The organism is Salinisphaera aquimarina, from assembly GCF_042643355.1.
In the GTDB taxonomy this organism is placed as follows: domain Bacteria; phylum Pseudomonadota; class Gammaproteobacteria; order Nevskiales; family Salinisphaeraceae; genus Salinisphaera; species Salinisphaera aquimarina.
In genome coordinates, this window is record NZ_JBHRSS010000003.1 from 81,336 (window position 1) to 98,263 (window position 16,928).

The following is a 16,928-nucleotide window of genomic DNA, read 5'->3' on the forward strand; positions in this document are numbered from 1 at the left end:
GTATCACGACTCCGGTTCTATCGCCGTGTCGGGCGCTTCGAAATGGCCATAGCGCAGCAGCAACGCCGGCAGCACGAGGAGGTTAAGCACGGTGGATGACAGCAGGCCACCGATGATGATGGCGGCCATCGGCCCCATGATCTCGCGGCCCGGATTGTCGCTGCCGATCGCGATCGGCAGCATGGCGAGCGCGGTCACCGTTGCCGTGACGAGAATCGCGGTGAGACGCTCGGCCGCACCACGCCGCGCGGTTGCGGCGTTCCACGGCTGGCCCTCCGCTTCCACCAGATGCTGGTAGTGCGAGGTGAGCATGATCGAATTGCGCACCGTGATCCCGAACAGGGTGACGAAGCCGACCAGCGAACCGATCGACAGCCAGCCGCCGGTGGCGAGTGCGGCCAGCACCCCACCGACCAGCGAGAACGGCAGATTGAGCAGCACCAGAAAGACATTACGCGGGCGCCGGAGCGCCACGAACAACAGGATCAGAATACCGCCGCCGGCGAGCAGCGAATGCAGAATCAGCTCACGTCGGGATTGCGCCTGGGCCAGCGCGGCGCCGGTGAACTCGGGATAGGTATCGGCGCTGAATTCGACGTTTTCGAGCACCTTGGCCTGCAGCTCGGCATAGAACGATGCCAGATCGCGACCATCGACGTTGGCGGTGACGGTCTGTACGCGCTGGCCACCCTCGTGCAGCACGTTGTAGCGGCCCGGCGTCTGCCGGATATCGGCGACGCTGGACAGCATCACCAGCGTGCCGTCACCGCTGGCCAGCGGCAGATCGCCGACCTGGGCGGGGTCGCGGCGCAGCGCCGGGTCCAGGATCAGGGTGACGTCGCGCACCCGGTTGCCCTGGTAATAACGCCCGACCACGTCGCCCCGGTAGGCGCTCTGGATGGTGTCGACCGCGTCGAGCGGACGAATACCGGCCGCCGCCAGCGCCGTCGGATGCAGGCGCACGGTGAGCAGCGGTGTGCCCGGCGGCGAACGCAGCTGCACCGCGGTCGCCCCCGGAATACCGCGAATCACGCCCGCCACCGAGCCGGCGAGGCGATCCAGTTCCGCCAGATCATGGCCGAAGATATTGACCACCACCGGCGAGGTATAGCCCGATATGGTCTCGTCCACGCGTTCGGTGAGAAACGTATTGGCCTCGTAGGTGATGCCCGGGAAACCGGCGAGCACGGCCTCCAGGTCGTCGATCACCCGTTGCTGCTCGGCACCCGACAGGCCGCGGGTGAAATCCAGCTCGTATTCGCTGTAATGGGTGCCGTAGGTATCGGCCCCGCGCTCCGCCCGGCCGGCCCACTGCGACACCGAGCGAATGCCGTCGATCGCCAGCCACTTGGCCGTGAGCCGCTTGCCCATGCGGATGGTCTCGTCCAGCGACGTGCCCGGCAGGCTGGTGGTGTGCACGATGTAGTGGCCCTCGCGCAGCTCCGGCAGGAACGCGCCGCCGAAAAACGGCAACACCGCCACGCCGATCGCGCTGACCAGCAGCGCCGCCGCGATCGCCGCGCGCGGGCGTTTCTCCACGGCCCCCAGCACGCGGCCGTACCGCGGCTTGAGCCAGCCGATCAGCGGTGGATCGCCGTCACGCAGGCGCCCGCGTGCCAGCAACAGATAGGACAGCGCCGGGGTGACCGTGAGCGCGACCGCCAGCGAGATCAGGATGGCGAGGATATAGGCCAGCCCGAGCGGCGCGAACAGGCGACCGGCCACGCCACCGAGGGTGAGCAGCGGTACGAACGCCAGAATCACGATGAAGGTGGCATACACCACCGACCCACGTACTTCCATGGATGCCGTGAAAATGACCTGGCCGATCGAGCGCGGGTTGGCCTGCGCGGCATTTTCACGCAGGCGTCGGAAGATGTTTTCGGTATCGATGATGGCGTCGTCCACCACCTCGCCGAGTGCGATCGCCAGCCCGCCCAGCACCATTACGTTGAGATTCACGCCCAGCGCCAGCAGCAGGATGGTCGCCCCCAGCAGCGACAACGGGATCGCGATCGCCGAGATCGCCGCCGCGCGCCAGTTATAGAGAAAGCCGAACAGCACGGCGATCACGAACAGTGCTCCGATCAGCAGATGACCGACGATGTTGGTAAACGAGGCCTCGATGTAATCGGCCGGCCGGAACAGGTGATCGTGGAGCACGATACCGCGCTGGGCGAAGATGGTGCCCAGTTCCTCGAGCGCGTCCTCCACGGCGTTGGATACGCTCAGCGTATTGGCCTGGTATTGACCGATCACCATCAGCACGACGCCGGGTTCGCCGCCGATCTGGGCCGCGCCGATGGCGGGCGCGGCGGCCTCTTTCACGTCGGCCACGTCCCCCAGCGTCAGGCCCGATTCCGGGTCCAGCACGACGCCGGCCAGCGTTTGGGCGGTACCGGGCACACCGGCCACGGTCAGCGCGATCTGCTGGTTCGCGTTGGCCAGCACCCCGGCGCCGCGCACGCCGGTCGCGGCCATCGCCGCAGCGCGCAGTTGGGCCACCGACACCCCGAATCGGCGCAGTCGCGCCGGGTCGATCTGGATCTGCAGCTGGCGGATATCGCCGCCGAAAACGTTGACGTCGGCGACCCCGGGCACGCTCAGCAGCCGCGGCACCAAAGTGCCATCGACCAGATCGCGCAAGTCCATGAGTGAGCGGGTCTTCGACGTCACCCCGATCGTCATCACCGTCGCCGAGGACGACGACAACGGCACCATCACCGGCGCCTGCACGCCGGGCGGCAAGGCGTCGCCGAGCGTGGTCAGACGTTCGGCCACGATCTGGCGGTTGCGGAAGGTATCGGTATCGGCGGCAAAGATGAGGGTCGCCACCGACAGTCCCTGGATCGACTGCGACCGGGTCAGCTCGACCCCCATCAAGCCGGACAGGGCATTCTCGATCGGCTGGCTGACCTGCACCTCGACCTGTTCCGCGGTCAGGCCGGGGGCCTCGGTCTGGATGATGACCTGCTGCGGCGAGAACTCGGGGAAGATATCGAGCCCGGCATGGGTCAGCTGCCAGGCGCCGTAGCCGAGCATCAGCACCGCGAGCGCCAGCACCACGCCGCGCAGCCGGATCGCGAAACGTACGATCAGGGAGAGCATCAGCGCGCGTTGCCGAGTTCGAGGCCTGTCCCGAGGCGCGTGCCCGGCACCGACCCCATCAGTCGTCGTCCTCTTCCGGGATCTGGGCGCGCAGTTCCTCGCCCAGCAGCATCTGCGCCCCGGCCGTGACCACGGCGTCGCCGGCAGCAAAGCCCTCGCTCACGAAGCGGGCGTCGCCGTTATCGACCGACAGCGGCGGCAACGGGCGACGCGCGAAACGGTCGTCTTCGATCTGCACATATGCCCAGGGTCGGCCGTCCTGCCAGACCACGGCCGACGCCGGGATCAACACGCCGGCGTGTGCTTCGTCGTCCTGTGCGACCCAGGCCGACAGACGCATGCCGGCATGAAGACCCTGCGCCGGCAGCCGCAACAGCCAGGTCTCGCCGGGCGTGCTCGTTCCCTGCTCCGGCGCGGCCGAGAGTACGTTCGCCTGGCGGGCCTGCGTGCGTCGCTCGTCAGCGGCAACCAGTACGCGCGCCGGCGCTGACGCCAGGTGCATATCCGCCGGCATGCGCAGCGTCGCCAGCACCTGCTCACCGTCCAGAATCGCCTGCCACGGCGGCGGCGCCTGCTCGGCGGCAAGCCACTGCGCCACCACCGGCCCCCAGACATGGCGCAGGCCCACGCGCAGGTTGTCCAGATGCGCCTCGGCCGCCTGCAGCTGTGCACCGTCCACCCGCTGCGTGGCACGTACCCCGGCCAGTTCCCGCGCCGAGACGTTGGCGCGGCCGCCGGTCAGTCGTCGCAGGCGTTGATAGGCATCGTCGCTGGCGGAAAAACGGGCGCGGGCCGCGCTGACATCCGCGCGTGCCGCGAGCAGGTCGGCGCGGCGCGCCAACAGTGGCTGCAGCGACAGTACCGTGGCCAGGGCACGGCGCTCCACGCGCCGCTGCTCTTGCGCCAGCGGCTGTGTGGCAATACCCGCGGCGGACTGTACTGCAGCGGGAATCACCACCTGCAGCATGGGCACGTCGGCGGCCGGCGCTGCGTCATCACCGTCGTCATCGGCGGCGACCGCCGGCAGATTGATCGCCAACGCGAGCAGCAGGCACAGCCAGAACCGACGCCGCCGAACACGGCCCGGGAGATGTCGCCACAGCGTCATGGCTGCCCCTGTTCTTCGGTTGTCGATCGATCCGGCTCGTCGGCGCCCAGGGCGACGAAACGGCGCACAGGGTCCAGCTGCCGTGTCCCTACGGGCAAGCGGGCCTCGATCGCGCTCTCCATCGCCGTAAGCGCACGCCGCGCATCGAACTGCGCCTGCGCGCGCGCACGCCGCGCGGCAATAGTCTCGATGCGCGCGGTCACCAGGCTCAAACGATCGCTATAGCCGACCTCGACGCGCTGGCGCGTATCCGCGGCCTGGCGCTGCTGGGCGGCGAGCACGCGCTCGGCCACCCGCAGCACGTCGCGCGCGCCCACATAGTCGGCCCGTGCCCGATCGACGTCGGCGATCGCCCGGGCCTGAACGCGGCGAAAACGGGCGGCCGCGGCGTCTCGTTCAGCCCTGGCCGCCGCAATCGGCGCGGCGTTGTGGCGCGGCAGCAACAACAGCCAGGAGGCTTCCAGCACCCAGACCCGATCCGCCTGATCGAACAGAAAACCGGGCGACAGGGTGATATCGGGATACTGATCGGCTATCGCCCCGCGCAGCGCCGCATCGGCGGCGCCGTAGTCCGCCAGGGCCCGCCGGATATCATAGCGATGGGTGAGCGCGGTCTCGCGGATCGCCGGCGCCGGCACGCCCGGCAGCGCCGAGTCGGGGGCGACGAGTCGCTGTGCCACTGCGGCGATCGCCTCGACCGGCACCCCGATCGCGGTCGCCAGATCGACCTCGGCCGTACCGGCCTGATGGCGCGCCTGACCCGCGGCCAGACGCGCGCGCTGCAGCCGCAGACGCATCGAGGTGACCGCGGCAGCGTCGGTCACGCCCTGGTCGAGGCGGCGCTGGAGGATGTCCAACGCCCGCGCCGTCTGCTCACGTTCGATATCCGCGAGCTGCGCCAGCCGCTGCTGGTTGGCGAGCGTAAGCGCCGCTTTTTCCAGGCGCTCGCGCACGGCCCAGGCGCCCTCCCCCAGGCGCAGCCGCGCGCCCTCGGCCCGTGCCGCCGCGGCGTCCTCGCGCGCCGCACGCTTGCCCGGGCCGGGGATGACGAACTCGATAAGCGTACCCACCGTCCACGCCGATTCGTTGTCGGCCTCACTGTGATGTTCGACCTGGGGATTGATCCGCAGCGGTGTGCGCTGACCGGCCTGGCGCTCGGCGGCCAGGCGAGCACGCCATTCGCCGCGATCCACATCCAGATCAGGCTGGTAATACAGCGCGGCCAGAAACAGATCGTCCAGCGTCCAGCGCGGCAACGGCCAGTGATCCGGCTGCGCGCCCAACATCTTCATGAAAACAAGCAGTTCCGCGGCGTCGAGACGACGCTGATCGAACTGCTTCGCGGTGGCCGCCGGGTCCAGCGGCGCCGGCTGATACTGCTGGTGCGCGCACGCGGAGACACCCAGAGCCAGCATCAGCCCCAGCGCGCAGCGCAAGCCCATCGAGCATGCGGCCGGCGCAGGCCGCAATCCCCCCGAGGTCTTCCCTGAAAAAAGGGAATCTTTCCCGATCATGGCCCGAGTATAGCCGTCACCGGATGCCGCAGGGGTTCACGAGCGCTGTGTATGGATCGTCGCCCTCACGACACCAGCAACACACGCCACGAGAACGTCCCACTAGCGACCGTATCGACCCCGTATCAAGCACCGACACACGAAAAGACTTGAGGCCGGCACCCGTGCCGCTATACTATGCGCCCGCGCCAAGCATGCTCCCTTCGTCTAGCGGTCCAGGACGTCGCCCTCTCACGGCGAAAACACGAGTTCGAGTCTCGTAGGGAGCACCATATTTCGCCGCCCAGCCATTCCCGGCTCGTGCCGTGCCGCCAGCGCGTATTACCCGTTCAGGCGAGCGTTTTTCCGTGTACGTTTTTGTGCGTACATGAGTTCGTCCGCACGCTGTACCAGTGCATCGAATGTTTCCTTGCCGTCGCTGGTCGCCGCGCCCACGCTGTAACTGAGCGGATAAGGCCTCATCCCGGATTCGTTCAGGCTGTCCGTGGCCGCATCCAAACGTTCCATGGCGGTAGCGGCCGCCGTCTTGTCGCCACGCATGGCCACCGCGTATTCGTCGCCGCCAACGCGCGCCACGATATCCACCTGACGGAATGTATTTCGCAGCAGGTCGGCCATATCCACGAGCAACGCCGACCCCGCGTCATGGCCGAGGGTATCGTTGACTTTCTTGAGGCCGTCCAGATCGATGAACAGCACGGTGAGCGGACGCTCGCTGTTGCGGGCCTCGCGCATGGCCTGGGCGCCGAGCAGATAGAAACCACGTCGGTTGGAGATGTCGGTCAGCGGATCGGTAAGCGACATACCGCGCAGATCACGCTCGAGCTCGTTGATGCGCCAGGCCATCGCGATCAGCAGCGCCAGCAACATGAACGACGTGATGACCGCGGTCAGCGCCGATGCATAGGATGACGACAGCCAACCCATCAGCGTCGTATAGGCACCACCGAATACCAGCAGAAACGGCAGCACGAACACGAGCGGCAGCACCAGGCGGGCGATGTAACTGCCGATGCCGACGCCGATGAATACCGAGAAGAAACCGTATTCCGCACGGCGGCTGATCACCACGAAAGCCAGCAGCACCATGCACACCAGCGTGTGCGCCGACGTGCGTGTCGCCTCGGACTGCCCAAACAGCTGGACTGCGCCGAAACAGTAGCCGGCCAGGACCACCAGCGAAAACAGCACCAGCCCCATGGCCAGCAGGTCGACGACATGCATGGCCGCACTCTTGTGCACACGAATGAAACCGGCACAGATACCCAGAAGACTGAGATAGGCCGCGGTCTGCAGGGACATCAGGCCGGGATTTTCGGCCGCGGAATCCGGTATCAGCAACGTGCTGATGCCCGTGCGCCAGCCAGACAGGTGTTCCACAAGAGCGGCCAGCGAAATGATGAAAGCGACGCCCGCCAGCACTCGGCTCACCTGCAACTGTCCGGGCGTGCGTCTCTCCCGCGACAAATAGAGACTGGCACAGCCCAGCACCAGGGCAAGCGCGGTATTGGCCTTCATCACAGACCAACTGGCCGGCAGCAGCGCTGCGAAAGCCGGCACGAGCCAGGCTGTCACGATCCCGATACCGGTCGCGGCCACGATCAACAATGCGATGGTCTGTGCCCGGGCCACTCGTCTGACCACTCTCATGTCCGGCTGGTTCGAGGACAGGCGGGTGGTGGTGGTGTCGATCATGCGCGGATAGTCTGCGCGAGACATCGCCTGCTGCCAAGTTTCTGACTTGTCAGACGAATTCAGGCGCGGAACACATCAGCCACGGCGCCGAATCCTGAGTCGGCGTAGCCGCGCGGCGCGCCCGGTCGCCCTGGTACGCGGCGACTGGGTACGCTGGCCACATCGAACACAGGAGCACACCCGATGGCCAAACCCTTCGAAACCGAGAAAGACGCCACCCCCCAACATCGTAAAGTCTACGGTCGCTACGAGAAGATCTACACGCTCAACGACTTCTGCGCAGCCCTGTTCTTTCTCGTCGGCTCGATCATGTTCTTCTATGACAGCCTGATGATTCCGGCGACCTGGTGCTTCACGCTGGGGTCGGTAAATTTCATGCTGCGGCCGACGATCAAGGTCGCGCGTGAATTTCATCTCGCGAACCTGCCCCTGCCGGGCGACGACCTGCCGCATGACTACCGCTAACTGACGGGCTCACCGAACCAGCGCCTGCCCCACCCGGCGCAGGCGCGGCAGTTCATCGAGCAGATGTCGCAGCTGTCCGGCCACCAGCCGCTGATTGCTGTGGCCGGGCGCCGGCATCACCGCCAGCGCGTTGCGCAGATCGTCTTCGCGGTCGCTGTCCACCGGTATCGGCTCGGAGCGGATCAGCGCGCGCGCGGACTCTTCGAGACTATCGGCGACATAAGCCACCGCCTGGGCCAGCAGGCTGTTGCCAAGATCCTCGTCGAGCACGCCGCGATGCGCGCCAAGCGTGGATAGATGCCCGATCAACGTCTGCGCGCTCGCGAGCACCGACAATGCCTCGCGATTGTCCGAACGATCGCCGTGCGGATCCTTGAGCGCGGTGGATACATGGGTGCTCACCGCCGCGTCGGCGTTGTGGGCATCGCGGCGGGCGATACGATAGGACAGGTCGTCGCGCTTTCCTTCGCTGTATTGACCGCGGTACTGAGCGAAAATGGCCCGCAAATAGCGACTGTAGGCGGCGAGCGCCTCGGCCAGCAGCTGATGCAGCTCGCGTTCGCGCCAGTCGGGAAACACCAGCAGCATGACCGCAGCGGCGATCAGCCCGCCGAGCACGGTATCCAGAAGACGCGGCAGGATCAGGTCGAAGCCGTTGCCGACCTGATTGAACGACACCAGCACCAGCACGCTGATGGCCGCCGCGGCGACCAGATAACGCCGGGACCGGGTGGCAAAGAACAGCGCGCCGGCCGCGATCGTCAGCAGCAGTTGTATCTCGGGCGCCGGAAACAGGCGCAGCAGCGCCCAGCCGATGACCAGCCCGAGCGCGGTGCCGCCCACCCGCTGGATCAGGCGCAGGCGTGTGGCCCCGAAATTCGGCTGGCAGACGAGCATCGTCGTGAGCAGGATCCAGTAGCCCTGTTCGGGATGCACCAGACAGAGCACGACATAGCTCGCCAGCATCGCCAGCGCGAGACGCAGACCGTGGCGAAAACGTGCCGAGGTCGGCGTGAGCTGGACACGAATACGGCGCAACGCCTCGGCCAGGGTCGCCGGCGCCGGATTCTGGAGCACGCGCTCCGGCGTCGCCGCGGCAGACGTGGCGTCGGCCGTCACCTGCGCGGCCAGACCGCGCAGGTTGTCGCCCAGTTCCTCGACGACGTACATCAGGTCGGTGCCGGCGACGACAGGCTCGGCCTGCCTGTAGGCGATGGCGGCATCGAATTCATCCAGGGCCGCGGCTACCCGGCGACCATCGAAGGCGTCGCCGTAGCGCAACGCGTCCGCCCGCGAATGACAGGCCTGGCCGAGCACGCGAATCAGGCGTTCGGCGCGAAACATCAGATCGCTATGGAAGAACGCCTGGGTCAATGCCTTGTAGGGATAATGCGCAGAGCTGGCACGCTCGTGTATGTCCTGGGCGGCCAGATACAGGCGCAGATTCTCGTCCATCGCCGAGCGCGAACGGCGCCCGTCGAGGCGATCGATCAGCGCCAGCCGTGTGTCGTTGAGCGCGGCCACAACCCGCGCGTTGGCGTGCGCCAGGTCGGTACGCCGGGCGTTGACGTCGAGATCACCGGCCGGCTCGAACAGCCGTGACTTGCAGCCCAGATAGTCGCCGAGCGCGGCGTACAGACGCGCCAGCGACTGCCGCACCGGGCGGTGCACGAAAATAGCGTTCCAGACCAATGCCAGCAGCCCGTACCATGCCGCGCCGGCAACCAGCAGCGCCGGCTCGCGCCAGAACGGCGCGCCGGGCATGGCGTGCTGATCCACCCCGATCATCGTGTACACGGCCAGCAGCAGCGTGGCATTGGTGATCGTCGCGTAGCGGTTGCTGACCGCGCCGAGCATGACCAGTACGAAGCTGCCCGCGGCGAGCACGGTCCCGAACAGCCACGGCCGACCGAACAGCAGTTCGACCGCACAGGCGGCAATCGAGAAGCACATCAGCGTGACGACGAGCGCACGGGCGCGCTTGCGCCAGCTGTCGTCGGTTTCGGCAATGGCGCTGGCGATCACGCCGAGCACCAGCGGAATCATCTCGTGCGGATTGTCGCGCACCCCGGTATAGAGAATCACGCCCGCAAGCGCGATCAGCACGCGCAGGCTGTCCGCAAAACGGTCCAGGGCCATGAACTGGGGCAGACGAAACAGGCGCACGGCGCAATTCCAACACGAAAACGACTTGCCGCTATTCTAGCTTGGCCGGGTGGGCTCGAGACCGATTGACCGTCCACTGGCCGCATGTACGGCCGCCGATCGAATGCTGCATCACCCAGCCGTCATCGCGAACGGTTACCCTGTCGCGCTTTGCGCGGCATCTGGCCCGCGCCGGCATCGGCCCGCGAACAAGGGACTTTCATCTTGCAGGTACTGCTTTTCAATCTGGCGGCGCTGGCCGGCTCCTGCGCCCAGGGGCTGACCGGCTTCGGCTCGGGCACGCTCACCGCGACCTTGCTGGTCATGCTGTTTCCGTTTCACGAGGTGATTCCGGTCGTGGCCATGCTGGTGCTCGTGCCCAACATCATGCTGGCCTGGCTCACGCGTCACGAGATGGAATGGCGACGCGGGCCGGTCGCCGCGGTGGGCATCGCGCTGGGCATCATCATCGGCGCGCAGCTGCTGGCGATTCTGCCGGTGGATCTGCTGCGCCGCGCCCTGGGTGTGGTGATCCTCGTCTACGTCGCGCTCATGCTGATTCGCACGCCCGCGCCGGCCGAGGCCCCGGCCGCATCACGCGGGGATTCGCTCTCGCTCGGCCTGTGCAGCCTTGGCGCCGGCGTGATCGTGGGCGCGGTCGGGGTCTCGCCGATTCCGCTGCTGATCTACGTCAGCCTGCGCTATCCCAAGAAACTGGCACGCGTGGTGCTCACCCAGGCGTTTCTCGTGGGCACCGTGGCGCAGGTCAGCGTGTATGCCTATCTGGGCCTGCTCAGTCCGAGCCTGGCGTGGACGGCGCTGCTGACCGTGCCCGGCATCGTGCTGGGCACACTGATCGGCCATCGCCTGCATTATCGCGTGAATCAGAAGACATTCGCCCGGGCGTTGGCGCTGATCCTGCTGGTTCCCGCGGTGCGGCTGGTGATGGGCTGACACGCGCCGCGGGCGGCACCGCATCGGCGCGCGACGGCGCACGAGGGAACGCTGGCGAACCTCGACTGTCTGCCACACACGAAAACGTCCTTTTCCCGCGTATCCGTTAATGTACGGGCCGATCGAACGCGATAAATCGTGTATCGTAAAGCGAGTGTGCCACCGCGGTACGCCACCACTTTATTCGGACAGCCCTTTCGCGGCATCATCGTCGCGCTGTGTCGGGCCGGCCGACGCGGCTCAAACCATGAGTGATTCGATGCGCAAGCTTGCTTTGTCCCTGTTGCTGATTCTGGCTCTATTTGCGCAGACAGGCTGCGCGTCGGATACCAGCCCGGAACCCGTGCCCGATGCCGGTGCCGGCACCGCCGAGGGTTACACCGCGCTGGTTCCCAACGATAATCAGGACGACATCGATCGCGAGATCGTGCGTCAACTGCAGGAAAATCACTACAACAAGGTGACGCTCGACGACGCGTTCTCGGAGAAGTTCTTCGATGCCTATCTCGACGAGCTCGACGGTACGCGCGGTGTTTTTCTGGCCTCGGATATCGATCATCTGCGCAAGCAATACGCGCATCAGCTGGATGACGAACTCAAGGACGGTCAGACGGTTGCGGCCTTCGACATCTACAACACCTACCAGAAGCGCCGTATCCAGATAGACCAGTGGGCGCTCGACAAGATCGAGGCCGGTATCGACAAGATCGATATCGACGACGACGAGACCTTCGACGTCGACCGCGAGGACGCCCCGTGGCCGGCCAACGCCGCCGAACGGGAAGCGCTGTGGACCAAGCAGCTCGAGAATCAGATCATCAATCTCAAGCTCGATGATCTGGATGACGCCGAAGTCACCAAGCGCCTCAAGCAGCGTTACTCCAACGAACTCAAGCAACTGCGCCAGGCCGAGCCCGTCGACGCGTTCTCGGCCTATATGGACGCCTATACCCATAGCTACGATCCGCACACCGATTACTTCTCGCCCCGGCGCTCGGAAGATTTCAGCATCGACATGAACCTGCAGCTGCAGGGCATCGGCGCGGAGCTGCGCAACAAGAACGGTTACGCCGAACTGGTGCGCCTGATTCCGGGCGGGCCGGCGGCCAAGAGCGGCAAGCTCAAGCCCACCGATCGCATCACCGCGGTCGGCCAGGGCAACAAGGGCGAGTTCACCGACGTGGTGGGCATGCGTCTGGACGAGACCGTGCAGCTGATTCGCGGCAAGAAAGGCAGCACTGTACGGCTGCAGATCTCACCGGCCGACAACAGCCAGTCCAAGACCATCACGCTGGTACGCGACAAGATCGAACTCAAGGATCAGGCCGCACGCAAGCAGGTCATCGAACTCGAGCGCGACGGCCAGAAGGTCGACGTGGGCCTGATCACGCTGCCGTCGTTCTACAACGGCACCGCGGACGACGTGAAGAAGCTGTTGCAGGAGCTCAAGAAGAACGAGCATCTCGCCGGCGTGATTCTCGATCTGCGCAACAACGGCGGGGGCGCGCTCGGCGAGGCGATGAAGCTCACCGGCCTGTTCATGAACTCGGTGCCCGCGGTCCAGATCCGCGATGCCGAAGGCAAGGTACAGGTGCTGGGTGATCGCAACGACGGCCCGGTCTACGACGGCCCGCTCGCGGTCATGACCAACCGCCTGAGCGCATCGGCCTCCGAAATCGTGGCCGGCGCACTGCAGGATTACGGCCGCGCCATCGTGCTCGGCAGCCAGACCTTCGGCAAGGGCACAGTGCAGACGCTGCTGCCACTATCCGAGGGCCAGATCAAGCTGACCCAGGCCAAGTTCTACCGGGTCAGCGGCAAGAGCACGCAGGATCGCGGCGTCACCCCGGATATCAATTTCCCGCCGGTCATCGATCCCGAAAAGATCGGCGAATCCGCGCTGCCCAACGCCCTGCCCTGGGACACGATAAAACCCACCGCATATCCGTACTCGGACGAAATCGTGCAGCTGCTGACCCAGCTCAAGAAAGAGCACGTCGAGCGGGTGGCGAACGATCCGGACTACCAGTACCGCATCAAGCGCATCAACCTGGCGCGCGAGCAGAGTCAGCAGACCCAGGTATCGCTGAATCTCGCAACACGGCGTGCCGAGCAGGATGAACTCAAGCAGAAGAGCCTCACGCTCGCCAATGCGCATCGCAAGGCGACCGGCGAAGAGCCGTTCGAGAACTACAAGGCGTTCGAGGAAAGCGAGGAAGACGACAGCCCGGCCGAGGAGGAACTGAGCGCTCACCAGAGCGGCAAGCCGGACGAGATCGACGCCTATCAGACCGAGAGCGCCCAGATTCTTCTGGACCTGGTACAGGCTTTTCTCGCCGACGAGAATGCCCAGCCCAACGCGGCCTGAGCCGATTCCCGGCACGGCGTGGCATTACGCCGCGCCGCGCCGGGACGCCCCGCCTGTCGCGTCCCCGCACGGCCACCCCTCCGCGCCCCAGCTGGACACGCCGCAAACAGCCGCGTGAATCATTTACGTGTCATGCATAACGTCTTGTTATGCCTGCGTCGGCCAATACCTATTGGACTTAGCGGCCCCACACAGTGATAGTGGCGTTAGGCTGATCGGAAGCAGGCGATGTTCTCGCACGTCCTGTATTCGGGTCGGCACACTCGGCCGTGCCAGCAATGGCCAGCGTCGAGTGAAAAAACAAAACGATGCGAGTATCGGATCAGGAGACGCCACATGTTGAAGAAGATCATTGATGCACTAACCGGCAAGAGCAACGACAAACCGGCTCCGGCACAGAACGCCCCCTCGGCGCCGCAGGCCAGGACCGCACCCAAAGGCGGCGGCGCGGGCAAGACCGCGGACGGCAAGCCGGCCATCCATCCGGCGATCGATGGCGGGATCACCCCCGGCAGCGATAATTTCTCCGGCGGCGTGCTCACCTGCAAGTGCAGCAACAAGCCTGTGAAGGTCCGGGTGGGCGCACAAACGGCCCACAATCATGCCTGCGGCTGCAGCAAATGCTGGAAACCCGAAGGCGCGCGCTTCTCGCTGGTCGCCGTGGTATCGCGCGATGCGGTCACGGTCGAGGAGAATGAAGACAAGCTTCATATCGTGGACAGCAGCGCCGCGATCCAGCGCCACGCCTGCAAGGAATGCGGCACTCACATGTATGGCCGCATCGAAGACACGAGCCATCCCTTCCACGGGCTCGATTTCGTGCACACCGAGCTGTCGTCCGACACCGGCTGGAGCGAGCCCCAGTTCGCCGCGTTCGTGTCGTCGATCATCGAAACCGGCGAAAAACCGGAGAACATGGATGCCGTACGCGGCCGTCTGAAAGAGCTGGGCCTGACGCCCTACGACGTGCTCGCCCCCCCGCTCATGGACGCGATCTCGACGCACAAGGCCAAGGCTACGGGCGCACTGCCCGCCTGAAGCCCATTGCATACCCGCCGGCCGTGCACGAGCCGGCGGGAGTTGCATTGACGTCAGCAATCGCGCACACGGTCGTGCTATGCCATCCCGGCGGTGTACCGACGCGTCAGGTACAGAATCGCCAAGTGCCGAGTGGCCAGACAGGCGTTGACCGATGAGTATCCTGCAGCTGCCCCATGCACCGCCCGACGTCATCCTCATCGACTGGCATGCCACGCTCGTCGACACCCATGACGCGATGTACCACGCCGTCGACGACGTCCTGCCCCGGCTGGAGGAACTCGGTCTGCTCGACACGCTCATGCAGCCCGAGGATTCGAAGACGATCGAGGACGCCAAGCTGCTCAAGTACGTGCGCGAAAATCGCCGGCTGCATCCCAAGGTTGTCGCTGCCCGCAAGATCTCGCGCACGGATATCTTCGAGGTTCTGTTTGGCGCAGACAGCCATGCCAAGCAGCGCGCGCATGCGGCATTCGACGATTCCTATCGCAAGTACGTCGGCGAAGTAACCCCGCTGGAACCCGATATTCGCGCGAATCTCGAGCATCTGCGCGACCTGGGCATAACGCTGGGCGTGATCTCCAATCGTAATCGCGAATTCATGAGCCACGAACTGGCGATCGTCGACGGCCATGGCTGGGTGGATCTGTTCGATGTCATGTCCTGCGGCAACGACGTCGCCCACCGCAAGCCATATCCGGATCTCATTGCCAAGGCGTTGGGCGATCTGGGCCGCGACGCCGACGAGCACTGCTGGTACGTCGGCGACTCCACCACCGACGTGATTACCGCGCGCCGGGCGGGCGTGACCGCGTTGTTCTATAACGGTGCAGGCTGGGACGCCGAGTGGCTGGACAAGATATTTCCCGGCACCGTGCGTCATCCGGACGTGCCGGACGCGGTGATCGCCAGCATTACCGAGCTGGTCGAGCTGGCCCGCCATCTGCTCGCGCAGGACAAACGCGTCGAGCGCGCCCGCGAGCATTAGCCTGCCCGGCAGGCCATCGGATCACGCCGTCGCCAGTGGTCAATACGCCCAACACTGATATGTCGTAGTGCTTCTTGCCACGGCTGCGCCTTATTTCGGTGCATTACCGCTGGAACCGCGAACCTGTCAGCGCGGACCAATGCCTTCTCGCCTGCAACGCACTGTTATCAAATGGTTTGCGCGAAGTGGCAGAGTTCATGCATTGAACAGATCAACGAACGTCAATCGGGTATCGGCAGCATCGGCTGTCACACAATCAGTTATCCAATGGACGGCTAGGGTTCCGGTCGCGGTATGACAACCGCGATGGCTGGTCCGAGAGCCGTCGACCTGGAGTCCGGATCAGTCGATCCGGTGCAGGTTACACGGCGGGACAAAAGCCCGGGAGGTCAGGAAGCAGTACGGCTGCGTCCGGTACCCCCGTGTTTCATTCGCCGAGATTGGAGTCCGACATGTCCCGCCTTCGTTTCAAAGTACTCACCTTGTTCGCCGTGTGCCTCATGGCCCTCGCCCCGCTGGGCGCGGCTCAGGCCAAGGACAATTTCAAGGTCTGCTGGTCGATCTATGCCGGCTGGATGCCGTGGGCCTATGCCGACAGCTCCGGCATTCTCAAGAAGTGGGCCGACAAGTACGACATCTCCATCGATCTGGTCCAGATCAACGACTATATCGAGTCGGTGAATCAGTACACCTCAGGCAATATGGATGCCTGCGCCATCACCAATATGGACACGCTCACCATCCCGGCCGCCTCGGGGGTCGATTCCACTGCGCTGATCGTCAACGACTACTCGGACGGCAACGACGGCATCATTCTCAAGAACGCCAAATCGCTCAAGGACATCAAGGGCCGCAAGGTCAATCTGGTCCAGTTCAGCGTGTCGCACTACTTCCTGGCCCGGGCGCTGGAATCGGTCGGTATGAGCGAGCGTGACATCGACACGGTCAACACCTCGGATGCCGATATCGTCGGCATCTATGCCAACGACGACGTCGACGCGGTGGTCACCTGGAACCCGCAGCTGCAGGCCATCGATGCCATGCCCAACAGCAATCTGGTCTATACCTCGCACGAGATTCCGCGTGAAATCCTCGACATGCTGGTGGTCAATACCGACACGCTGAAAGCCAACCCTGACTTTGGAAAGGCACTGGTCGGCGCCTGGTACGAAGTCATGCAGCTTATCGCCGACGGCGACGAAAACGCGCTGGCCGCCATGGCCGAAGCGGCGGGTACCGACATTGCCGGCTACAAGAAGCAGCTCGACGCCACCCATCTGTACACCGACCCGCAGGAAGCCGCCGACCTGATGAACAGCGACGATCTGCTGGCCACCATGCAGCGCATCGCCGAGTTCAGCTACAAGCATGGCCTGCTCGGCCCCTCGGCGCCCGGCCCGGATTTCGTCGGCATCGAGACCCCGAAAGGCGTCTACGGCAACACCTCGAACGTGATGATGCATTTCGATCCCAGCTACACCGAGAACTACGCCAAGTCTCAATAAGGCCTACCGCCCGGACGGCGGCCAGCGTGTCGCCGTCCTT

Annotated in this window: 11 protein-coding genes, 1 tRNA gene and 1 riboswitch; of the genes, 7 read left to right on the forward strand and 5 right to left on the reverse strand. The window is 65.2% G+C overall.

Translation table 11 applies throughout. The features are described 5' to 3' along the window. Positions 1–3: 3 nt before the first annotated feature. Genes ACFOSU_RS03955 through ACFOSU_RS03965 form a run of 3 tightly spaced genes read right to left on the reverse strand, consistent with a single transcriptional unit; the run spans position 4 to position 5,658 of the window. Positions 4–3,108 carry an efflux RND transporter permease subunit gene (locus tag ACFOSU_RS03955; RefSeq protein WP_380686678.1) on the reverse strand — a complete coding sequence of 1,035 codons (3,105 nt, stop codon included), beginning with the start codon at positions 3,106–3,108 and terminating at the stop codon, positions 4–6. Positions 3,109–3,166: 58 nt separating this feature from the next. Next, positions 3,167–4,216, reverse strand: a complete 1,050-nt coding sequence (locus tag ACFOSU_RS03960) for an efflux RND transporter periplasmic adaptor subunit (RefSeq protein WP_380686680.1) — start codon at positions 4,214–4,216, stop codon at positions 3,167–3,169. Then, entirely contained in the window at positions 4,213–5,658 is a 1,446-nt protein-coding gene (locus ACFOSU_RS03965; protein ID WP_380686682.1) for a TolC family protein, read from the reverse strand. Before ACFOSU_RS03965 ends, ACFOSU_RS03960 begins: the two co-directional genes overlap by 4 nt. A gap of 268 nt (positions 5,659–5,926) precedes the next feature. Between ACFOSU_RS03965 and ACFOSU_RS03970 the strand changes: the two genes are divergently transcribed. Beyond that, positions 5,927–6,002 (forward strand) — tRNA-Glu (locus tag ACFOSU_RS03970). 49 nt (positions 6,003–6,051) lie between these two features. Here ACFOSU_RS03970 and ACFOSU_RS03975 read toward each other — a convergent pair. Then, complete coding sequence (locus ACFOSU_RS03975) at positions 6,052–7,449, reverse strand: GGDEF domain-containing protein (protein WP_380686684.1); 1,398 nt, start codon at positions 7,447–7,449, stop codon at positions 6,052–6,054. 159 nt (positions 7,450–7,608) lie between these two features. Between ACFOSU_RS03975 and ACFOSU_RS03980 the strand changes: the two genes are divergently transcribed. Then, positions 7,609–7,890: a YrhK family protein gene (locus tag ACFOSU_RS03980; protein ID WP_380686686.1), complete on the forward strand. Its 282-nt coding sequence runs from the start codon at positions 7,609–7,611 to the stop codon at positions 7,888–7,890. 9 nt (positions 7,891–7,899) lie between these two features. Here ACFOSU_RS03980 and yccS read toward each other — a convergent pair whose 3' ends face one another. After that, entirely contained in the window at positions 7,900–10,029 is a 2,130-nt protein-coding gene (gene yccS, locus ACFOSU_RS03985) for a YccS family putative transporter (RefSeq protein WP_380689151.1), read from the reverse strand. A gap of 231 nt (positions 10,030–10,260) precedes the next feature. Between yccS and ACFOSU_RS03990 the strand changes: the two genes are divergently transcribed. From ACFOSU_RS03990 to ACFOSU_RS04010, 5 genes are all read left to right on the forward strand, one after another. Continuing rightward, positions 10,261–10,989 (forward strand): sulfite exporter TauE/SafE family protein, encoded by a 729-nt coding sequence (locus ACFOSU_RS03990; protein ID WP_380686688.1) that lies wholly within the window; start codon positions 10,261–10,263, stop codon positions 10,987–10,989. A 247-nt stretch (positions 10,990–11,236) separates the two neighbouring features. Further along, entirely contained in the window at positions 11,237–13,357 is a 2,121-nt protein-coding gene (locus tag ACFOSU_RS03995) for a carboxy terminal-processing peptidase (protein WP_380686690.1), read from the forward strand. A gap of 336 nt (positions 13,358–13,693) precedes the next feature. Then, positions 13,694–14,395, forward strand: a complete 702-nt coding sequence (gene gfa / locus ACFOSU_RS04000) for an S-(hydroxymethyl)glutathione synthase (RefSeq protein WP_380686692.1) — start codon at positions 13,694–13,696, stop codon at positions 14,393–14,395. 154 nt (positions 14,396–14,549) lie between these two features. Continuing rightward, the gene (locus tag ACFOSU_RS04005) at positions 14,550–15,383 is read left to right on the forward strand and encodes an HAD family hydrolase (protein WP_380686694.1); all 834 of its coding nucleotides are present in this window, start codon (positions 14,550–14,552) and stop codon (positions 15,381–15,383) included. Positions 15,384–15,647: 264 nt separating this feature from the next. Continuing rightward, a riboswitch (guanidine-I (ykkC/yxkD leader) is annotated at positions 15,648–15,773 on the forward strand. Positions 15,774–15,835: 62 nt separating this feature from the next. After that, the gene (locus ACFOSU_RS04010) at positions 15,836–16,888 is read left to right on the forward strand and encodes a putative urea ABC transporter substrate-binding protein (RefSeq protein WP_380686696.1); all 1,053 of its coding nucleotides are present in this window, start codon (positions 15,836–15,838) and stop codon (positions 16,886–16,888) included. The last annotated feature ends 40 nt before the right edge of the window (positions 16,889–16,928 follow it).